Here is an 18,649-nt window from a genome sequence, read left to right as displayed (position 1 = left end):
CGCTAGTCGTGATAGTGCCTTTCGGTTCCATCGTGAAGAAGCGACCGTCTGCTCTGGTTGACGCGAACTTCCACGGGTGTACAGCGCCGCGCGCGAGATGTTCACACGCACGGGCCATGAAGGTTCGTCGCGTGGATCGTGGATTTGATGGACCGCCCGCGCGACTGCTGGAAACCATAGATTTCGATGGTGTGTGACGTGTGCGAAAGCGGCGAGGGAGCGAAGCAGCGCGGGATCCGTGTCGTGGACATTGTCAACCTGGGCTTACAACTGTGCTCGATATTATGAGCTTCCGCGAAGCTAATCGCGTCCGTATAGTTCAATCATTCGTGCTCGGCTATACCAGCATCCAGCGGACATAACGAGCGGTTTGTACACCTATGACTCTGAGTGGAGAGCCTCATGAAGAACGTTAAGATCGACCATACCTATTGGGACATCGCTGCGAACCTGTACTTTCCTCCGGGCTTCGACGAGAAGAAAAAGTATCCCGCTATCATCAGTGCGCACCCGATCGGCAGTTGCAAGGAGCAAACTTCGGGGAACGTCTATGGAGAGGCTTTGGCGAAAGAAGGCTTCGTCGTCATTGCTTTCGACGCCAGCTTTCAGGCCGACAGTGGTGGCGAACCGCGCTACATCGAAGATCCGACACGTCGAGTCGAAGATTTTCGCGTCGTCTGTGATTATCTGGTGACGCTGCCTTACGTTGATGAAGGTCGGATTGGCGTCCTCGGGATATGCGGCGGTGGCGGCTATTCCATCAATGCCGCAATGACCGAGCGTCGTATCAAGGCGGTGGGTACCGTAACGGGCGCAAACTACGGACGCCTGATGCGGGAAGGCTTCAGCGGCTACAACCCGATCGCTGCATTGGAGGCAATGGCGGCACAACGCACCGCGGAGGCGCGAGGCGCTGCTGCGCGTGTGGACGATTTGCTCCCGCCCTCTCCAGAAGCGGCGCGTGAAGCCGGGTTGACGGAAGTGGATCTGTATGGCGCCACTGAATACTACCGGTCAGATAGAGGTCGCGCGCCCAACGGGGTCAATCGTTCGATGTTCTCCCATCAAGCGGTCGCCGTCGGCTGGGACGCGTTTCATCTGTGTGAAACGTTGCTCACACAGCCGCTGATGGTCGTGGTGGGCGATAAGGTGGGTGCGTTTGGCGCGTATCGCGACGGCTGTGAAGTTATCGGTCGCGCTGCTTCGAAGAATAAGGAATTGGTGGTCATTGAAGGTTGGTCGCACTATGACTTGTACGACAAGCCCGAGCCGGTTGCAAAAGCGCTGGCGAAGCTGGTGCCTTTCTACAAGGAAAACCTCTGATCTCCGCTGTATAAGAGAAGTTTTTCGCAAAGACACTTCAGGTGAAGTGTCTTGCTGCGTCGCCCCCAGAGGCATTGCGTTGCTGGTTTCTACGGCTTGAGATGGCAGCGATCAATCGTTTTATAGCTTTTTGATCAAGTCATTCATTAAGGATGCCAAAATGAATACGAAGGTTTTGATACTTGGCGCTAGCGGGCAGATTGCGCGCTGGGTTGTCCAGATGAATGGCGATAAGCCAGGACTGACCCAGACGTTGCTCGTGCGTAATCCAAAAAAACTCGCCGGCAATGAACCAAAAAACGCAACGGTCGTGATCGGGGATGTATTGGACAAAGACTTGCTGCCGAGAGTTGTGGCGGGCCACGACGTGGTTTACGCCAACCTCGCGGGCGAGGTAGACAAGCAGACTAAAAACATCCTGTCGGCGATGAAGGAGACGGGTGTCAAGCGACTGATTTCTGTCAACTCATTGGGTATTTACGACGAGGTGCCGGGAAAGTTTGGTGAGTGGAATCGCAAGGAAATTGGTCAGTTTCTTCCTCCCTATCGAGCATCGGCTGATCTGATTGAGGGATCCGGCCTGGACTACACGATATTGCGGGCGGCCTGGCTTACCGACGTCGACGAGGTGAGCTACGAAACAACAGATCGGAACGAACCGTTCAGGGGGACGGAGGTCTCGCGCAAGAGCGTGGCGGCTTTGATTGTTGAGTTGATAAGTAATCCAAGTCTCATGTTGAGAGCCAATGTCGGTGTCAATAAGCCAGGTACGGATGCCGACAAGCCCGTCTTTCTTTGAGGTTCTTGTGCCATGACGTCGATTGCAGTTGCTTGCAACTCGAAGACCGTAGGAGAGGATCGTCGCGATTTACTCCGGTGAAGGTTCGCCGAGGCCATGATTGTCGAAGCGACCGTATTCGGTACAGCCGAATTCACGATTCAGCAATTTTCAATTGAATCGCGGACGGTCGAAACTTAGCATGCCAAAAGCGAGCCTTGGATTCGACGCCACGAATTTTCTCGTGGCAGACCACGCTCTCAGATCGCTGCAGATCTCTCAAGCGAAGCTTCATATCACAATCAAGATCACAAGCGCCACTCGATAAATCGGCTTGAGGCACAAGTATTCGGTGCATAACGCCTATCCAGAACGTGCTCTTGGATGCGGCGATCAAGTAAGCAACGAATCGATTTGGTCTGTTCACAGTTGGGCGGACGTCGGGCATTTGACCTGATAAATGTCCGAGAGGACGTCGGACACTGAATGTAGAGGAATTCATGAGAGGGATGGTGTTTCAAGGAAATTGCAAGGTCGAACTGCTCGACTTTGACGATCCGACTCCCGGTCCCGATGAAGTCATTGTCGAAATGAAAGCATCGGGAATGTGCGGCACCGACTTGCACTATTACCGGCACGGCATGGCGAATTCACTAGCGATGCTTGGAATGCGCGACCGAATGGAATCGGACAACGTTATCGGAGGTCATGAACCTTGTGGCGTCGTAGCAGCTGTGGGCGCCAGCGTAGATAAGCGCTCGTTCAAAGTCGGCGATCGAGTGATGGTATTTCATTACGCCGGATGTGCGTTCTGCGACCACTGTCGAACGGGTTGGACTCAACTTTGTGACAGGGGTGCCCGGATCTATGGCGTGTTAAGCCACGGCGGGCATGCTAACTACATGAAGGTCCCTGCCTCATCGCTCGTCCACCTGCCGGACGAAGTCTCGTTCAAAGGCGGTGCCGCGGTGTCATGCGGCACGGGTACTGCTTTTGGTGCACTGCTGCGCCTCGATATCAGCGCTCGAGACACACTCGCCGTTTTTGGACTAGGGCCAGTAGGTCTTTCCACTGCGCAATTGGCAGCATCGATGGGCGTCGAGGTGATCGGCGTCGATATCAACGCCGATCGTGTTGCTCGCGCGAAAGAATTTGGCGTCACACACGCGATTGATGCAAGCAAAGTCGACCCCGTGGACGAAGTCCACAAGCTGACGCGAGGAAAAGGCGCGACATGCGCCGTCGAGTGTGCAGGTGGTGAGTTGCCGCGCAAGCAGGCCGTGCTGAGCACTGCGACATGGGGTCGTGTGGCGCTCGTGGCCGTCGGTGGAAATTTAACGCTCGACGCGATGAAAGACGTGATCGGCAAACAGCGGACGCTAATTGGCTCGTTCACCTTTTCCGAGGTCGGAATGAAAGACTGTGCTCATTTCATCGCGGACCACGGTGTCGAGGTCGACCATCTCTTCACCGACGAATGGAGGTTGGAGCAGGCCGAAGAGGCCTACGCACACTTCAATCGGCAAGCGGGCGGTAAGGGCGTCATCGTATTTTGAGGTCCGGCGGCTGAATCGATTCGGAAACACAGAACTCGCCCTGAGAAAGGGGCAAACGAGGTTGTAATGACGACGAAAACTATTGATTTGAAGCACCCTGGGCAGTTCTTCATTGGTGGAAAGTGGACTGAGCCTTCGACATCTGAAACATTCAACGTTATCAATTGTTCGACGGAGGAAGTCGTAGCTACCGTGGCGACGGCTGCATCCAGCGATATGCAACGCGCGGTCGCCGCCGCGCGTGAAGCATTCGATCATGGACCGTGGCCCCGGATGACACCACAGGAACGCGCCGTCTATCTCGAAAGATTCGCTGAGCGCTTGGAGGCGTTAAACGACGAATTTGCGCGCGTCTGGGCGATCGAGACTGGTATCGTCTATAAGGTCGCACAACCGCGCATCGGGCTGTTCATCAGCGGTGCCTTTCGCCAATACGCAGCAATGGCATCAACATTTCCATTCACGGAGGAACTCCGCTCCGTGTCAGGAAATCTTGCCTACCGCATTTATGAGCCCGTTGGCGTCGTTGGAGAAATTATTCCGTGGAACGGTCCCGCTGGCCTCATGGCGTATAAGACAGCGCCCGCATTGCTGGCAGGTTGCACGCTGGTCATCAAGTCGTCGCCGGAAGCGCCTTGTTCAGCCTATATGTTTGCCGAAATCTGCGAAGAAATCGGGCTGCCGCCGGGTGTCGTCAACGTGGTTACGGCAGACCGAGATGTTTCCGAGGAACTGGTCCGTAATCCCGATGTGGACAAAATCACGTTTACGGGCTCGACCGGCGCCGGGCGAAAAATCGCGTCTATAGCCGGTGATCGGATTGCCCGCGTCACACTGGAACTGGGTGGAAAATCCCCGGCTATCATTCTTGACGACTACGACATTGAGACAGCGGCTCAGACCCTCGGGTCCTCCTATTTCGGCTACAACACGGGGCAGATTTGCCATAGCTTGACACGGGTAATCGTGCCGCGGGCCAAGCATGATTCCATGGTGGAAGCACTGGCCAACATCGCGAAGCAGATCGTCGTAGGGGATCCGTTTGCACCCGAGACCACCTCCGGACCGCTCGCTAGTGGGCGACAACGTGAAACGGTTGAGCGTTTTGTGGCAACCGGCGTTGCCGAAGGTGCGACGCTTGCAACCGGCGGCAAGCGCCCTCCAGGCCAGGCGCGTGGCTTTTTTTATGAGCCGACCGTATTCGGTAACGTCGACAACCGGTCCACGATCGCCCAACAGGAAATCTTCGGGCCGGTTTTGAGTGTCATCCCGGCTGATGACGAGGCCAGCGCGATCCGAATGGCAAACGACACGCCCTTTGGTTTGAATGCTGCGGTGTTCACGAACGATCGCGATCGCGCGCTAGCTGTGGCCCGACAGATTCGCTCAGGGACAGTCGGACATAACGGTCCGCGCACCGATTTTTCCATCGGATTTGGCGGATTCAAGCAATCAGGTATCGGCCGGGAAGGCGGCACTGAAGGACTGACCGCATTTATGGAATCCAAGACTGTTGTCATGGCATGAAGAGGCACGCGAGCGCAACATTCCACTTTGCGACTCTCGGCGAAGAGATGGCGATGCATCCGCGTCACTCGGTGTCGCGGCGTGACATGGATGGCGAATCGTGAGAATGGAGCTGTCACGCGCACGCTTGCTCACGCTTGGCCGTTTGCGCAACGACCTGTTTCCATGGGCCGTAGCGCTATCGGTCGGGCTTGATTACTTTGATAACACGATGTTCCCGTTCTTCAACGGCTACATCGCCGGTGGGATCAACGTTCCGCCGGACGAACTGGTTTGGTCTTCATCCGCCTATGCCGTGGCATCGGTCCTAGGTATCGTTCAGCAACAATGGTTGATAGAGCGGATGGGCTTTCGTCGCTATCTGAGCGCGTGTCTGCTGATGTTCTCTATAGGTTCTCTGGCGGCCTCGCTCTGTTCGACATCTCTCCAGCTTGCGATGGCGCGTGGCCTTCAGGCCTATTTTATCGGGCCGATGCTGGGCACCTGCCGTATTCTTCTGCAAGTTGGCTTTTCTCCCAGCAGTCGCCCATCGGCCACGCGCCTTTTTCTGATAACCATCCTCCTGGCGAGCGCCTCTGCTCCGTTGATTGGTGGCTTGCTGATTGCGCAATTTGGTTGGCATGCGCTATTCACTTGCACGACAATCGCTGGTGTCGTGCTCTCGGTATTCTCTTTTCTCGTCGTGCCGCATGTCGGCAAGCGACAGGCGACGTTGCGCAGCGATACGCATCTTTTGCCATGTCTGGTGTTTGCAATCTCGCTAGGTGCGCTGCAAATCGTCGTTCAGCAAGTTCGCTTCGAGCTGTTCAGTAGTTCGCCAGTCTTGCTTGCCTGCACGGTCGTCGGATTGTTCGCCCTTGGATGGGTTGCACGGCAGCAATGGCATCATCCAAAGCCACTTATCAGAATAAATGCGTTGAAAGAAGGGACGTTCAGAGCTGCGATCATTCTGTATGCGTTCTATTATTACGTAACGAACGCAATCGGGTACCTGATCTCGCGGTTGCTGGAAAGTGGTCTCGGATATCCAGTGGAAAATGCTGGAACGCTGGTTGGACTGACCTCACTTTCCTCTGTCGGTATGGCGATCATTTACTTTCGCTATGCAAAATACGTTCGTGAAAAAAAGTGGCTGATTGTACCTGGCTTCCTGATGGCAACGTTCATTGCAGCGTGGTTTGAGAACCTACCGCCGGATGTCAGTACGTCATGGCTGATTGCGCCGCTGATCGTGCGAGGCTTTCTCCTGATGTTCATTGCTCTGCCGAGCGGAGGTGCTGCGTGGCAGATATTCTCGGATCAGGAGTTCACGCACGGTTATCGCCTTAAGAATATTGTCAAGCAGTTAGCTTATTCGTTTTCGACTGCTTCCATTATCATCTTTGAACAGCATCGAATCGCGGTTCATCAAACGAGGCTATTTGAATTTGCTACGCCGTACAACCCAGTCTTCGAGAACACACTTCAGACGATGATCCAAACGTTCACTGCGCAAGGATATACGGCAACACAGGCGGGAAGCATGGCATTTGGAGAGATCGCACGTTTGGCTGTCCATCAGGCAGCTTTCATGAGTGTGTTGGATTGCTTTTATGTAGTCTTGGCAATATCTCTGCTAGGTGGCGTAATTGCTCTGACCCAGCGGCATATAAAGTAGCCTAAACGGTATCGGACCGGAATTCCCGGCGAGAGTATGCGCTCGTAAATTATCATCACCTCGTCTATAAGACTCTTCCAACGCACCGTTACCTTCTCCAATCAAGCGGTGCGCGGGCATCAATTCGGATGCGGTTTCGGTCGTCGATCGTTCGCGTGCACACGGACTAGTTGTTGTAGATTGCGAGGGCAGGCCCCCGCCGGTGCAACAGCGCGGCAACGGGTCTTATAAGGGCTTTGTCGCCGCGCCGTCATGCGATAGTTAGCTCTTTTTCTCGATATCTCGATAGATGACGGCGTCACCGACCTGAGGACAACACACACCTCAGATCGGCACGCTTTCCGTTTAGGCTGTCGATCAGAATTTATGGCGCATGGCGAGCCGGACGAGCACCTGATTTTTTGTTGTCGATGCGTCTGGCGCTGAAGTTCCGCCGGCGCCATAGGTATCGGGTGCGATCGACGCGACGGTGGCGTCACCGACTGCGCGCTGATAAGCGCCGAGTAGGTAGACGTCGGTGCGCTTGGACAGGAAGTAGTCTCCGATGAGCTCGATCTGGTGATACTTGGGGCTCAGATTCTTTGAACTCAGTTTTCCGTCGGTAAACGTGTAGTTGCTCGACAGGAAGAGCACAGGGGATATCTGCCAGCTAGCTGACGCTGCGTAGTTGTCAAACCTCAGGGTATCGTTGACGGAGGTGAACTTGGAGTGGCTATACACGAAGCCGAGTTTTACCGCCGCGACCTGATAGGTGGCCCCGGCTGCCGCAACATCTTCACGGATCACGGCCGACGCCAGCCCGGCTGCGTGCAGCGGCGAAGTGCTCGTGACGTTGATATAGTCGCCAGAAATGGCGCCCGTCGTGTTCGCGTTTGGCGCATTAAGATGCATGTAGGCCGCGCCTAACGAAAGCTGGCCAAGCGAATAACCGGCGCCTACGCTCCACAGACGGTTGGTGGCGAACCCGGAGCCGGTGTCGGTCGTGGCGGTATTACTGAATGCATACATGCCGCCAAATTTTAAGCCGCCGTAGTTGGAGCTTGTGAACTTGATTGAGTTGTTGACGCGGAACGAGTTATCGAGGTTATCGTTGTCGAATGGATGTGCGAGGCCAGTATAGACAATGCCGCTCAATGGTTGAACGTAGTCGACCACCGAATCATACTGACGCCCCATTGTGATCGTGCCGAAGCGCTCGTTCTGGATTCCAACGTACCCCTGCCGTCCGAAGAGACGACCGCCTTGCGCCAATGCGCCGCCGCCAGTGAAGCCGTTTTCCAGCACAAAAATGGCCTTGGTCCCTCCGCCGAGATCTTCAGTGCCCCTGAGTCCGAAACGGTTGCCCTGGATCACACCTGTAGTCATCGTTACGTTCGACTTTCCGTTGTCGTTATTGATGTAATTCACGCCGGCATCGATTAGGCCGTACAACGTCACGCTGCTTTGTGCGGATGCGGTGCCTGCGCATGCACCAAGGACTGCAATCGACAGAAATCTCTTTTTCACTGACATGTCTCCTGATCCAACGGTTGATAAAAGCTTTGGCGAAAACGACAGCTTCTTTTTTGTTATGTACGACATCTCAGGTTGCCGGCCTGCTTGACGCGGTAGTCGCCAAATGTTCTGGCGATAACAGCGAGGAAATCGATTCTCCGAGTTAGCGGAGACAATGCGAAACAGAATCGGATTTGATAGAGGTTAATCCTTATCGTCGGTCGTCGTTATAATTCAGCGCAATAATAAAAATATACGAAAGTGATTTTTATAAATATGGATTCCTAAGTAGATAATACGGACATCAAGCGAGTTGTACCGATATACTCGCCCAATGGGCTAACCCTGGCGCCGCTAACTTTTCCGATCCGATGCGCTTAATTCAATGAGTCGGCATCGGCCTGGTGGAGCGGCGCACAACCGCTTGTGCTCTTGTGTGTAGTTTCGTCGCTCGGCCGGAGCGGCTAGATATGGGATTGAATCCGGATTTGTTAGCTTCCATTCGCGTGAAGACGCTACACGTGCATTCGACTGAAGCGTCCTTGCTTGCGTGACGGCTTGGCCGCGCTTCTAATGTCCTGTTGCAGTCTTCCAGTGGGCCTGGATGCGAGGCAATGTCTGATCGTCTCACGAAGTCTCCTTTTTTATGTTGGATACGTGCTCAAGATATCGGAGGCGTGCTGAGCGAATATCACATGCCTTTACAATGCGCGTGGGAGGGAACGGGCGTCAACGCTGGTCGAAATATATTTCCGTACTTCGATCTGTCAAAAGTATTGTTTGGTCGACGTGGGGCGTTCAATGACGACGATTCGAAGAGGATTGGAATCCTACGTCGTCGCGGACTGACAAGAAATCGAGAAGGAGACACGCGCGGGTGTCGTTCGGGATCCGACTTACACCGCATCGAAGAGGCTACGGTTGGGTACCAGCAACCGGTAGGTAGCGAAAAAGAAAGTCAGCTGCGACTTTGCCGAACGTGTCGTTACGGTCACCCGCAACCATATGTCCGGCCTTAGCGACATTCACGTAATGCGCATGCGGGCAAAGCTCAAGGAATTCGCGCACCCCCGTTTCGCTGACAACATCCGAGCTTGCGCCGCGCACGAGCAGAGTTGGCATAGTCAGCCGACGGGCGCACGCAGAGAGACGTTCGTGACGATGTTGAATGTCCATGGGTTTGGAAATAAAGCGCGGATCCCAGTGCCATCGGAATCGCCCGTCTTCGCCGACCCGCACGTTTTTCGATAGACCGTTCAGATTGTGTTGGCGAGATTGCGTTGGTCGATACTGGCTGATCGCATCCGCGACTTCTTCGAGGGTGTCGAATCCATCAGGCCTCTGTCGCATGAACGCATGAATTCGAGCGACGCCCGCTGGCTCTGTATATGGAACTATATCGACGAGGATGAGCGCGCTCGATTCGACATGGCCATCGCCGATCGCAACGAGACTTGTGCTGCCTCCGAGCGATGCGCCCACAAGTACCGGCCGTTCCGCACCGACGGCATCAACGATGCATCGAAGGTCACGTGCCAGCGCATCAAGACTGTATTCGCCATCAGGGCTCCAGCCTGAATCACCGTGTCCGCGTGCATCGAAAGCCACCGCGTGATATCCGACCTTGCCCAGTAGCGCGCCGGTCGAACCCCACGCATGACGAGTCTGTCCGCCCCCGTGCAGTAGGACAACGACAGGATTTCCCGGGTGGCCCCAACTGTCCGCTGCGAGCGGAATGCCGTCGGCATTTGTCCAGATATGCTTTGGCTCGGGCGTTCCTGGCAAACGGGTTCCTGCATTCATCGTCATCCTCACGTGTGTTGGTCGTTCGACTACACACTCCTCATTGGAGGCGCGCTTGTCAATGCTTGTGCTCAGCACGTCTCCGATAAAGACGGAGAGCTAGTGCTCTGAATTGAGATTCGAGGAGGGCGGTGAAGGTGATGAGCATCTGAGACGTACACCGTCGAATAAGTCGATCTTAGTCCCATTGCTGTACCGGAACGTGAGTCCGCTTCGCCTTTATCTCGTTGTTTTCATCGACAAAAACAAGCTTCGGCTCCCAGCCAGAGACGAGTTCCGCCTCGTCGACACTTGAAAATGTCGCGATAATGACGAGATCTCCCAATTGTGCACGACGTGCGGCTGAACCGTTCAGTGAGATCATGCCGCTGCCGCGTTGTCCCCGAATAGCGTATGTTGAAAACCGCTCGCCGTTGTTTATGTTCCAAACCTCAATGCGTTCATTTTCGAAAATATTTGCTGCTTCAAGGAGGTTTTCGTCGATCGCGCAGGAGCCTTCGTAGTGCAACTCGCAATGCGTCACTACGGCACGGTGAATCTTGGATTTAAGCATGTTGCGTCGCATGTGTGTCTCCTTGAATTTACCCGGTATGCGTCGCGAGACCATAGGGGCATTTTATAGATCCTGCGGCCGCAAAGAACACACGGATTCGCGAATCTGCTGCGGTTTCTCGCCGGCACAGAAGTCCCCGCGCCATGTTCGAATTTTGCTGCATACCACCAACGGGTCAATGTCGTCGGGACGAGTGTTCCGTGCAATGAACCGGAACGTCTTTCTCGTTCCAGCTATTTGAGCGGTGCAATCATTCGTGTGATTTGACGCCGACGCGAGATGGGTACTTGCACCTAGCAACGCGAGCACCTGTTGACTGACGAGTTACTTGCCTGGCTTTCAGCCGTGCCCGGAGCGGATAGTGTACGATTTACGATGGGGCCCGCGTGTCGCGCGCTGCAGGCCTATAGTCGCCAGGGTGGCAGTCCCGTGGCTCTGCGTTGCCTCATGGGGTAAATGTATGCCCATCGGTCAGGCACGGGCAATATCAGAAAGACAAAGGGAGCGCAGACATGGGCACTTTCAATCGCCTTCATCTGATACGGCAGGTTGATCTGCTTACGCTTAAATTGTTCGTTTCAGCTGTCGAGGAACAACAGATCGGTCTTGCTGCGATTCGCGAGAACATCGCGGCGTCTACAGCGACCAAGCGGATTCAGGACCTGGAAGACATTGCGGGCGTCAAGTTGCTGGAGCGGGGTCCGAAAGGTGTCGCGCCGAGCCAGGCCGGCACCGTGCTTTTGCGTTATGTCAGACGGATTTTCGATAATCTTGATGATATGCGCGCCGAGATCGCCTCCTTTACTGAGGGAATACGCGGAGAGCTCACCGTTGCCTCGGCGCGCTCGATTATCGTGCCATTCATCGCGCGTGAACTCGGAGAGTTTAAGCGTGAATATCCGCTCGTTGAGTTCGTCGTGCGCGAAGTCGAGAATGCCGGAATTGTGCAAGCGGTCGCGCGTGGGGAGGCCGACATCGGTGTTTTCGCAGTGACGCATGAACTTGATTTGAGCGGAGTGGATGTCACGCCTTATCGCACTGACCGCTTGGTGGCGGTCGTGCCACAGGGGCATCAATTAAGCAAACAATCCAGTGTTTCATTCGCCGACTTGCTCAATGAGAATCTCATTGTGGTTCACGCTATGCGGGGCGCAGTCCGCGTTGCGTCGCGTCGTCTTGGCATTGAATTCGAACCGCGCCACAACGTAAGCAGCGCCGGCGTTGCTGTCAGCCTCGTTGAGGCAGGATTCGGCGTGACCATCCAGCCCGAGTGCCTGGTCAGCCACGAACTGTTCAGCCGCGTTTCCGTGGTGGAATTGGCGGAGCCTTGGGCCGTGCGCCGGATCCACATAGCGATGCCGCGGGGGCGCGAGCAGAACCCCATCGCGCGCGCATTGGTACACCAACTGCTCGACCAACCTGCTGACGAGTCAGCCGAGTAGAGTGCTCCAATCATGGTTCTGGGATATCAGCTTCCCCAAAATGCGCATGACCGGATACTCGCAACGGGCCGAGGTCCACTTGCCTTCAAGGTTGGTACCCAGAGGAGCCGGACGGACCCGGCTTCCGACTCTGTGTCCCACGCACGCTGGCGAGCCACGCTTCTTCGAGCATGTCGCGATAGAACCCGGGAGAGATCTGCGCTTATATCGGCTCGTCTTGCATCATGTTCGGTCCTCGGATGACAAGGGGCGATGGTATTCAGGCCACAGCCGCCTGACCAGTTCCCGCTCCGAGCTAAACGCATGGCAGCTATCGAGCTTGATCGGTTTGCCTTCTCCGTCGCGCTGATCCAGTCGAGACTTGCGTAAGCCATAGATCGTCTGCAGCGCCGTAGTCGCGAGGGGCCCGAGCAGCTCCTTAATATGGGTGCAGATATCGGAGGACGGCAGACGCTTACGGACTTCGCTGTTCCACCCCGCACCTATGCGCAAGCCGAGTAAAGCAGAGAGCGCGTCGCCGCCACCGAGACACTGCTCGTATGGATGCGCATAAAGGGACGCGCTGACATCGCGCACTATCATGTCTGAGTCAAAAACGATCGTGAGGCGAATGTCGTGAATCGGCTCAGAAGCGGAGACATGGCGTGCGGCAGGTGGCTGGAAATCATGCGTCTTGCGGTCGGTTAGGAAAGCAGTTGCTTCAAACAGTCCGTCGCTGCGACGGCAGCCGTGCATGTCAATGCGACGATGATGAATCTCTTCGCGCGTAATGTCATCGTGTTGAAGTGTCATGTCAGGTGGACTCGCGGGATTGACAGAGCGTACTGGCTCCACTTACGGTATGCGCGATGTTGGGATAGTGTCTACGTAGGCGGCGGGATCGTTTCGTAGTTTGGAAGGGCTTGGAGCAGTGTAGCTAAATGACGAGGGAAACCGCCGTTGCGGATGGCTATTTATTCGCTCGCGATCTTGAGTTTGCGCATGTTGAGCGCCTACGTATTTTCAAGCACGCATGGCGCGCTCAACACCATCGCCGATCCCGTTCCCCGCCAACCCGAAAAACCATTGATGAAGGGGGCGGGATCATCTGATGCGGACGGCGTCAAAACGCGAACACACCTTTGCCGCCGGCCTGTGCATCAAACGCACGATACGCGGCGCTAGCTTCGTCCAGGCGCCAACGATCCGTGAAGATTGCGTCGACATCAACGCCATGATTCGCGATGAAATGCGCGCAGGCTTTCATCCCAGTCGAAGAGAACGTATAAGAGCCTACGATAGTTCGTTGCTTTCCGATGAGGTCTTTCATCGCATCCGCTGTGAAGTTGCCGCCGATCGCAACAAGCGCGATCTTTCCCCACGGCCTCGTTGCCCGCACCGCCTGAAGCCGCGGAACCTCGCCTCCAGCGCAGTCCATCGCGCAACTAACGCCTTTGCCCCCGGTTAGTTTGTGAATCTCGCTCACCGCGTCCAGTTTGCTGCCATCGATTGCATGCGCTACACCGAACGCCTTGGCGCGCTCGACGCGCTCGGCGCTGATATCGACGCCAATGACCTCCACACCCATCGCGGCGGCGAGTTGAGCGGCCGAAAGTCCGACGGGGCCTAGCCCGAAGACGGCCAACGTGTCCCGCGCACTAATATCGAGCCTCAGCAGGGCGCCGTAGGCGGTACCAGTGCCGCATGACACGGCAGCGCCTCCCGCAAACGATACCTCCTGCGGCAGATGCAAAAGCGACGAGACGGGAACCTTCATGTAGTCGGCGTGCGCGCCATGCGCGATCACTCCATACACGGTGGCACCCTGATCGCACAGTTGCGTCCAGCCAGTGCGACACGAGTCGCAGTATTTGCAGCCGTCATAGTGGAATACCATCACGCGATCACCGATCTTGAACGCACCCGCGTCCACGTCGTGACCCAAGGCCGCGACAACGCCGCTGGGTTCGTGTCCACCGATGATCGGAGCGTGCTCATCGATTCCGCGCGCCGCCAGATCCTTGAACCCAAGTGCGCGGATCACTTCGGCAGGGCCATGCCTGAAGAAATGCAGGTCACTCCCGCACATGCCTGAAGCCTTGATTTCTATCACTGCTTCGCCAGGCCCGGGAACCGGATCGGCGAAGTTCATGATTTCTACCTTGCGATCACCTTTGAATACGACACCACGCATAGTTGCCTCCTTGACTACATACGAAGCATGACTGCCTTCACCTGAGTGTAGGCGTCGATGGATGCCTGGCCGAGTTCACGACCCCAGCCCGATTGTTTGAATCCGCCGAACGGCATCACTGGATCGGTTTCGCCGTAAGTGTTGATCCACACGCGACCTGCCTTAAGTGCGCGGGCGACCTTATGTGCACGCGCGACGTCGCGCGTCCAGACGGCTGCCGACAGCCCGTATGTGGAATCGTTGCCCTTGAAGACCGCATCGTCTTCATCTTTGAAAGGGATGATGGATAAGACCGGTCCAAAGATTTCTTCGCGAGCGATACGCATGTCATTCGTGACGCAATCGAAAACCGTTGGCTCGACGAAATAGCCCCCTCGTGTCCACGGCGTCGCGCCCATTCGCAACGTCGCCCCAGCGGCTTGGCCCGAATCGATATATGACATCACACGATCACGTTGCTTTGCGGAGATCAGTGGGCCAAGCTTCGTGTCTGCCTCAAGCGGGTCGCCTACTTTGTAGGTCGCCGCAATGCGCGTTAAGCGCTCGGCCACTTCATCGTGTATGCTTTCATGCACGAACAGACGGGTACCAGCGGAGCAGACCTGGCCGGAATTCAGGCAAAAGGTTCTAACGGCAGCCTCGATTGCCCGATCAAGATCGGCGTCAGGAAAGATCACATTCGGCGACTTTCCTCCGAGTTCAAGCGTCACCTTCTTCAGGTTCGAAGTGGCCGCTTGCACGATAGACTTTCCGGTGATTGTCGATCCCGTAAAAGCGATCTTATCGACGTCGGGGTGGAGAGCTAGCGCAGCGCCCGCCGTTGTGCCAAAGCCGGGTAGCACGTTGACCACACCGGGCGGCAGATCTGTCTCCTGTAAGAGTTCGGCCATTCGCAGGGAACTTAAGCAGGCAAGTTCAGCAGGTTTCAATATCAACGTGTTGCCGCAACATAGGGCATTGGCGAACTTGATCGCGGCCATCAAGATCGGCGCATTCCACGGGATGACCTGCGCGCACACGCCAATTGGTTCGCGCAATGTGTAAATGAAAGTCTCGAATCCGACGGCTCGGTGGTTCCGTTAATCTTCGAGCACCATCCCGCGTAGTATCTAAAGATATCGCTCGCCGCGTTTGCGATTGCAGTGCTGAACCACAGCGGCATGCCGTTGTCCAGGGTTTCGATTGCGGCAAGCTCGCCGGCATGCAGCTCGATCTTGTCGGCGATGCGCAGCAGTGTGCGTGTTCGCGCATGCGGCGAAAGATGTGCCCATGATGACGCTTCGAAAGCACGGCGAGCGGCAATCACCGCGGCATTACTGACCGGTGCACCAAATAGTGCGTAGTGCGTTAAACGGGTATGAAGACGAAAACTGATGCCCGACAGCTGGACGGAGCCACGCAGGCGCACCTGAGGAAAATGGTGGTGCAGGCGGTGGTTGGTGGAATGACACAGACCGCGGCGGCTCACACATTCGGGGTGAGTCTGCGGGCGATAAGCAACTGGATGAAGCGCTCGCGAGAAGGTGGCCTGCGATCGCTCAGGCAAGGCAAGCGTGGCCGTCGGCCGGGAAGTGGCCGGCTGGATCACCCGCAGGCCGTGAGGATCCGCAAGCTGATCATCGAACGGATGCCGGATCAGCTGGCGTTGCCGTTCTACCTGTGGACCCGCGAATCTGTGGCGCAGCTCATCGAGCGGGAGTATGGGATCAAGGTGTCGGCGTGGACGGTCGGTCGATACCTGAAGGCATGGGGCATGAGTGCCCAGAAGCCGGTACGGCGAGCATATGAGAGAACCGATGCGAGCATCGCGCGCTGGTTGAACGAAGACTATCCGCAGATCGCCAAAGAGGCGAAGCGGGAGAAGGCGACGATTTACTGGGGCGACGAAATGGGATTGCGCAGTGATCACATCAGCGGCACGAGCTTCGCACTCAAAGGGCAAACGCCAGTGGTGCGCGCGACGGGACAACGCTTCGGCTGCAACATGATCTCGGCGATCACCAACCGCGGGGCATTGAACTTCATGGTCTTCGAGGGCAAGTTCAGGAACGCCACGTTCATCGAATTCCTGAAGCGCATGCTCAAACAGGCCTCGCACAAGATCTACCTGATTGTCGACGGCCATCCCGTGCATCGGTCCCGGGCAGTCAGGCGATTCGTCGCCGATCATGCTCAACGTCTGCGTCTGATTCAACTGCCGGGATATTGTCCTGAGCTCAATCCTGACGAGCTGCTCAACCAGGACGTAAAGACCAATGCGCTCGGCAAGACTCGACCTACCAGCAAGGCGGAAATGATCGACGGCGTGCGTCGTCATCTGCATCGTCGACAAAAGGAGCCTCACGTGATCCGCAACCTGTTCAAGGAAAAGCACGTTCGGTATGCAGCGTAGGCAACTACGCACTATTTGATGCACCCGTCAGTAACATCAGTTTGGTCTGCCTCCGCGACATGACAAAGTATTTGCTCCGTTGTCGGATTCAATACTTCGAACGTCTTTTGCGATGCTGAATTGATCCAACGCCCGTCGATTAGAAGCTGCTTCGGTCCCGCATTGATCCACGACCGGGCAGCATCGAGCGAAGCATTGCCTATGCTAGTTTCACTATTCATACCCACTCCTCGGATTAAAAACCACATTCGCAAACGAACAGTAGTGCTGATGTTTTTAAGTAAGTTTTTAGCAGTGTCATAGGCAAGGAATTCGAGCGCTATGCGTGAAACCCCTGATCAAATATGTACGACGATCCGCGATCCGTACTTTGAGAATTGAAAGGCGTGGAGTTTTACGTCTCACTGCCGTGAGACACTTGATGCCGGATTGTATCTTTAGTGTTTTTGAAAAATTCCGTAGTACGGGAAGAATATGGCGAGTCCGTTGAATTATTTTTTTCTGCCAATCTCAGTGCAGTTGGCCAATCGCCGATCGTATTTTTTGCGCTAACCGTGCGTGGTTCGGTCCGACGAACTCACATTCCTCTTGGGGCTTTCGCGCAGCATATGCTCGAACGGCGCGGTCAAGTAATCGAATGCACGCAGATCAACCTGCGTGAACGAAAATGGTAGGGAAAGCAACGCGGACAGGTACCACGGAATAGGGCGCGCGTCCATCTAAGTGAGCAAACAACCACTACTTTCCAGCTTTACCATCACTGCTCCTCCTTTTCATGTTTGTTCGTAGAGACGTCTTGTGCGGGGGCGATTGTTGCCTATCCGACTTTTGATGAAATGGAGCGCCTTTTCACCGAAATCTTGATCATATTCGCTGGGCTGATGTCCCACATCTTGTATGCCAATGTACTCTGTTTGTGGACAAAGCACACGAAACTCTTCGACACCTTCCTGGCTTATGACGTCCGATCGCTCGCCACGTATAAGTAACGTGGGACACGTGAGCCTACGCGCGGCAGCGCTGAGTCGCTGATGTCTCCGCGTCATATCGCGCGGCCATGACGCAAAGTGTGGATCACAACTCTCAGCTCTACCGAGCGCGGCGGACTGTTGACGCATATTCGACTGTACGCGAGCGACGCCACCTGGTTCCGTCTGAGGCGCAAAGTTGATAAGGATTAACCCGCTTGCATCCACGTAGTGTTCACCAACTGCGAGCAGGCTGGTGGCACCGCCGGTCGCGGCGCCAACAAGTACGGGCCGTTTTACGCCCAGCGAAAGTGCGATGTGCTCGAGGTCTCGTACCATTGCGGACGGGCTGTAATTGCTATCAGCCGGCCAGTCCGAATTCCCATGACCGCGTGCATCAAAAGAGATGACATAGAACCCTGCATCGCCGAGCAGGTGCGCCATGCGACGCCAGGAGTGCCGCGTTTGTCCCGCCCCGTGCAGCAGGATAATTGGTGTACCGTTTGGATCGCCCAGCGTGTCGCCTGCCAGGCGAACACCGTCGTGGCCTTTCCACCAATGAGTAGTCCGTGGAATTTGAGTTGAGACACTCATCGAATCTGACCTAATCGTTGCGTTGCTTCTCACGGTTGACGCTACGCCTGTTGATCACTGAACCTTTAATCTCGGTAAAAGAAGTGCGCCGGTCAAGGATGGCGGAGATGGTGTTCCGTACTTTGATGTTTTGCACGTCAGAGCGTAACGTGTCGTTCGATGGGAACCAGCCGATATTGAGGCAACGTATGCGATGAAGTGTCTTGTTGTACGCCGATACACGGCGCACTTGCGAACTCTCGCTTGGAAATCGGAACAGCTTTCTCGCTGCGTGCTGCTGCTCCTGGTCGTCTTGACGAAGCAATGTTTCGAAGATCGACGTGGCGTCAATTCCATCGCACGGAACAGGAAATGGCTTCGGGTTGACGCGGGGTCGTCCGTCGCGAAAA

At 55.6% G+C, this 18,649-nt stretch carries 15 protein-coding genes; 7 read left to right on the top strand and 8 right to left on the bottom strand.

Annotation, left to right across the window (positions count from 1 at the left end):
- The first annotated feature begins 402 nt into the window (after positions 1 to 402).
- From BN2476_RS15530 to BN2476_RS15510, 5 genes are all read left to right on the top strand, one after another.
- Complete coding sequence (locus BN2476_RS15530) at positions 403 to 1,323, top strand: alpha/beta hydrolase (RefSeq protein ID WP_087735039.1); 921 nt, start codon at positions 403 to 405, stop codon at positions 1,321 to 1,323.
- 160 nt (positions 1,324 to 1,483) lie between these two features.
- Positions 1,484 to 2,122, top strand: coding sequence for an SDR family oxidoreductase (locus tag BN2476_RS15525; protein WP_087735143.1), 639 nt, complete (start codon positions 1,484 to 1,486; stop codon positions 2,120 to 2,122).
- Positions 2,123 to 2,601: 479 nt separating this feature from the next.
- Complete coding sequence (locus tag BN2476_RS15520) at positions 2,602 to 3,657, top strand: zinc-dependent alcohol dehydrogenase family protein (protein WP_087735038.1); 1,056 nt, start codon at positions 2,602 to 2,604, stop codon at positions 3,655 to 3,657.
- Between the two features lie 66 nt (positions 3,658 to 3,723).
- Positions 3,724 to 5,184 (top strand): aldehyde dehydrogenase, encoded by a 1,461-nt coding sequence (locus BN2476_RS15515; RefSeq protein WP_087735037.1) that lies wholly within the window; start codon positions 3,724 to 3,726, stop codon positions 5,182 to 5,184.
- 106 nt (positions 5,185 to 5,290) lie between these two features.
- Positions 5,291 to 6,841: an MFS transporter gene (locus tag BN2476_RS15510; protein WP_087735036.1), complete on the top strand. Its 1,551-nt coding sequence runs from the start codon at positions 5,291 to 5,293 to the stop codon at positions 6,839 to 6,841.
- 357 nt (positions 6,842 to 7,198) lie between these two features.
- On the opposite strand, the gene BN2476_RS15505 is transcribed toward BN2476_RS15510, so the two are convergent.
- The 3 genes from BN2476_RS15505 to panD all read right to left on the bottom strand — a co-directional run bounded on the left by BN2476_RS15505 (position 7,199) and on the right by panD (position 10,703).
- A complete protein-coding gene (locus tag BN2476_RS15505; RefSeq protein ID WP_087735142.1) occupies positions 7,199 to 8,347 on the bottom strand; it encodes a porin in 1,149 nt (382 codons plus the stop codon).
- Between the two features lie 903 nt (positions 8,348 to 9,250).
- Positions 9,251 to 10,138, bottom strand: coding sequence for an alpha/beta fold hydrolase (locus tag BN2476_RS15500; RefSeq protein ID WP_087735141.1), 888 nt, complete (start codon positions 10,136 to 10,138; stop codon positions 9,251 to 9,253).
- A 178-nt stretch (positions 10,139 to 10,316) separates the two neighbouring features.
- Positions 10,317 to 10,703: an aspartate 1-decarboxylase gene (gene panD / locus BN2476_RS15495; protein WP_087735035.1), complete on the bottom strand. Its 387-nt coding sequence runs from the start codon at positions 10,701 to 10,703 to the stop codon at positions 10,317 to 10,319.
- A gap of 500 nt (positions 10,704 to 11,203) precedes the next feature.
- Between panD and BN2476_RS15490 the strand changes: the two genes are divergently transcribed.
- The gene (locus tag BN2476_RS15490) at positions 11,204 to 12,133 is read left to right on the top strand and encodes a LysR family transcriptional regulator (RefSeq protein WP_087735034.1); all 930 of its coding nucleotides are present in this window, start codon (positions 11,204 to 11,206) and stop codon (positions 12,131 to 12,133) included.
- 222 nt (positions 12,134 to 12,355) lie between these two features.
- Here BN2476_RS15490 and BN2476_RS15485 read toward each other — a convergent pair whose 3' ends face one another.
- The 4 genes from BN2476_RS15485 to BN2476_RS49345 all read right to left on the bottom strand — a co-directional run bounded on the left by BN2476_RS15485 (position 12,356) and on the right by BN2476_RS49345 (position 15,612).
- On the bottom strand, positions 12,356 to 12,925 hold the full coding sequence (locus tag BN2476_RS15485; protein WP_087735033.1) for a DUF2889 domain-containing protein: 570 nt from the start codon (positions 12,923 to 12,925) through the stop codon (positions 12,356 to 12,358).
- 310 nt (positions 12,926 to 13,235) lie between these two features.
- Entirely contained in the window at positions 13,236 to 14,306 is a 1,071-nt protein-coding gene (locus tag BN2476_RS15480; protein WP_087735032.1) for a zinc-dependent alcohol dehydrogenase family protein, read from the bottom strand.
- A 14-nt stretch (positions 14,307 to 14,320) separates the two neighbouring features.
- Positions 14,321 to 15,325, bottom strand: coding sequence for an aldehyde dehydrogenase family protein (locus tag BN2476_RS15475; RefSeq protein WP_268957907.1), 1,005 nt, complete (start codon positions 15,323 to 15,325; stop codon positions 14,321 to 14,323).
- Positions 15,286 to 15,612, bottom strand: a complete 327-nt coding sequence (locus BN2476_RS49345; protein WP_268957906.1) for an aldehyde dehydrogenase family protein — start codon at positions 15,610 to 15,612, stop codon at positions 15,286 to 15,288. The genes BN2476_RS15475 and BN2476_RS49345 overlap by 40 nt, the downstream gene beginning before the upstream one ends.
- 51 nt (positions 15,613 to 15,663) lie before the next feature.
- Here BN2476_RS49345 and BN2476_RS15470 point away from each other — a divergent pair, with 51 nt between their 5' ends.
- Complete coding sequence (locus BN2476_RS15470) at positions 15,664 to 16,698, top strand: IS630 family transposase (protein WP_162849250.1); 1,035 nt, start codon at positions 15,664 to 15,666, stop codon at positions 16,696 to 16,698.
- Positions 16,699 to 17,471: 773 nt separating this feature from the next.
- On the opposite strand, the gene BN2476_RS15465 is transcribed toward BN2476_RS15470, so the two are convergent.
- Positions 17,472 to 18,260 (bottom strand): alpha/beta fold hydrolase, encoded by a 789-nt coding sequence (locus tag BN2476_RS15465; protein ID WP_087735030.1) that lies wholly within the window; start codon positions 18,258 to 18,260, stop codon positions 17,472 to 17,474.
- Between the last annotated feature and the right edge of the window lie 389 nt (positions 18,261 to 18,649).

Origin of the sequence: Paraburkholderia piptadeniae (genome assembly GCF_900007165.1) — a bacterium.
GTDB lineage: Bacteria > Pseudomonadota > Gammaproteobacteria > Burkholderiales > Burkholderiaceae > Paraburkholderia > Paraburkholderia piptadeniae.
Note: the sequence above shows the minus strand (reverse complement) of the source record. Positions and strands in the feature narration are given on the sequence as shown.

Excerpts from the sequence above, each read along its gene's own strand:
- BN2476_RS15525 (WP_087735143.1), top strand. The coding sequence starts at position 1,484 with ATGAATACGAAGGTTTTGATACTTGGCGCTAGCGGGCAGATTGCGCGC.
- BN2476_RS15510 (WP_087735036.1), top strand. The coding sequence starts at position 5,291 with ATGGAGCTGTCACGCGCACGCTTGCTCACGCTTGGCCGTTTGCGCAAC.
- BN2476_RS15515 (WP_087735037.1), top strand. The coding sequence starts at position 3,724 with ATGACGACGAAAACTATTGATTTGAAGCACCCTGGGCAGTTCTTCATT.
- BN2476_RS15465 (WP_087735030.1), bottom strand. The coding sequence starts at position 18,260 with ATGAGTGTCTCAACTCAAATTCCACGGACTACTCATTGGTGGAAAGGC.
- BN2476_RS15485 (WP_087735033.1), bottom strand. The coding sequence starts at position 12,925 with ATGACACTTCAACACGATGACATTACGCGCGAAGAGATTCATCATCGT.
- BN2476_RS15490 (WP_087735034.1), top strand. The coding sequence starts at position 11,204 with ATGGGCACTTTCAATCGCCTTCATCTGATACGGCAGGTTGATCTGCTT.
- BN2476_RS15480 (WP_087735032.1), bottom strand. The coding sequence starts at position 14,306 with ATGCGTGGTGTCGTATTCAAAGGTGATCGCAAGGTAGAAATCATGAAC.
- BN2476_RS15530 (WP_087735039.1), top strand. The coding sequence starts at position 403 with ATGAAGAACGTTAAGATCGACCATACCTATTGGGACATCGCTGCGAAC.
- BN2476_RS15500 (WP_087735141.1), bottom strand. The coding sequence starts at position 10,138 with ATGAATGCAGGAACCCGTTTGCCAGGAACGCCCGAGCCAAAGCATATC.
- panD (WP_087735035.1), bottom strand. The coding sequence starts at position 10,703 with ATGCGACGCAACATGCTTAAATCCAAGATTCACCGTGCCGTAGTGACG.
- BN2476_RS15520 (WP_087735038.1), top strand. The coding sequence starts at position 2,602 with ATGAGAGGGATGGTGTTTCAAGGAAATTGCAAGGTCGAACTGCTCGAC.
- BN2476_RS15470 (WP_162849250.1), top strand. The coding sequence starts at position 15,664 with ATGAAGACGAAAACTGATGCCCGACAGCTGGACGGAGCCACGCAGGCG.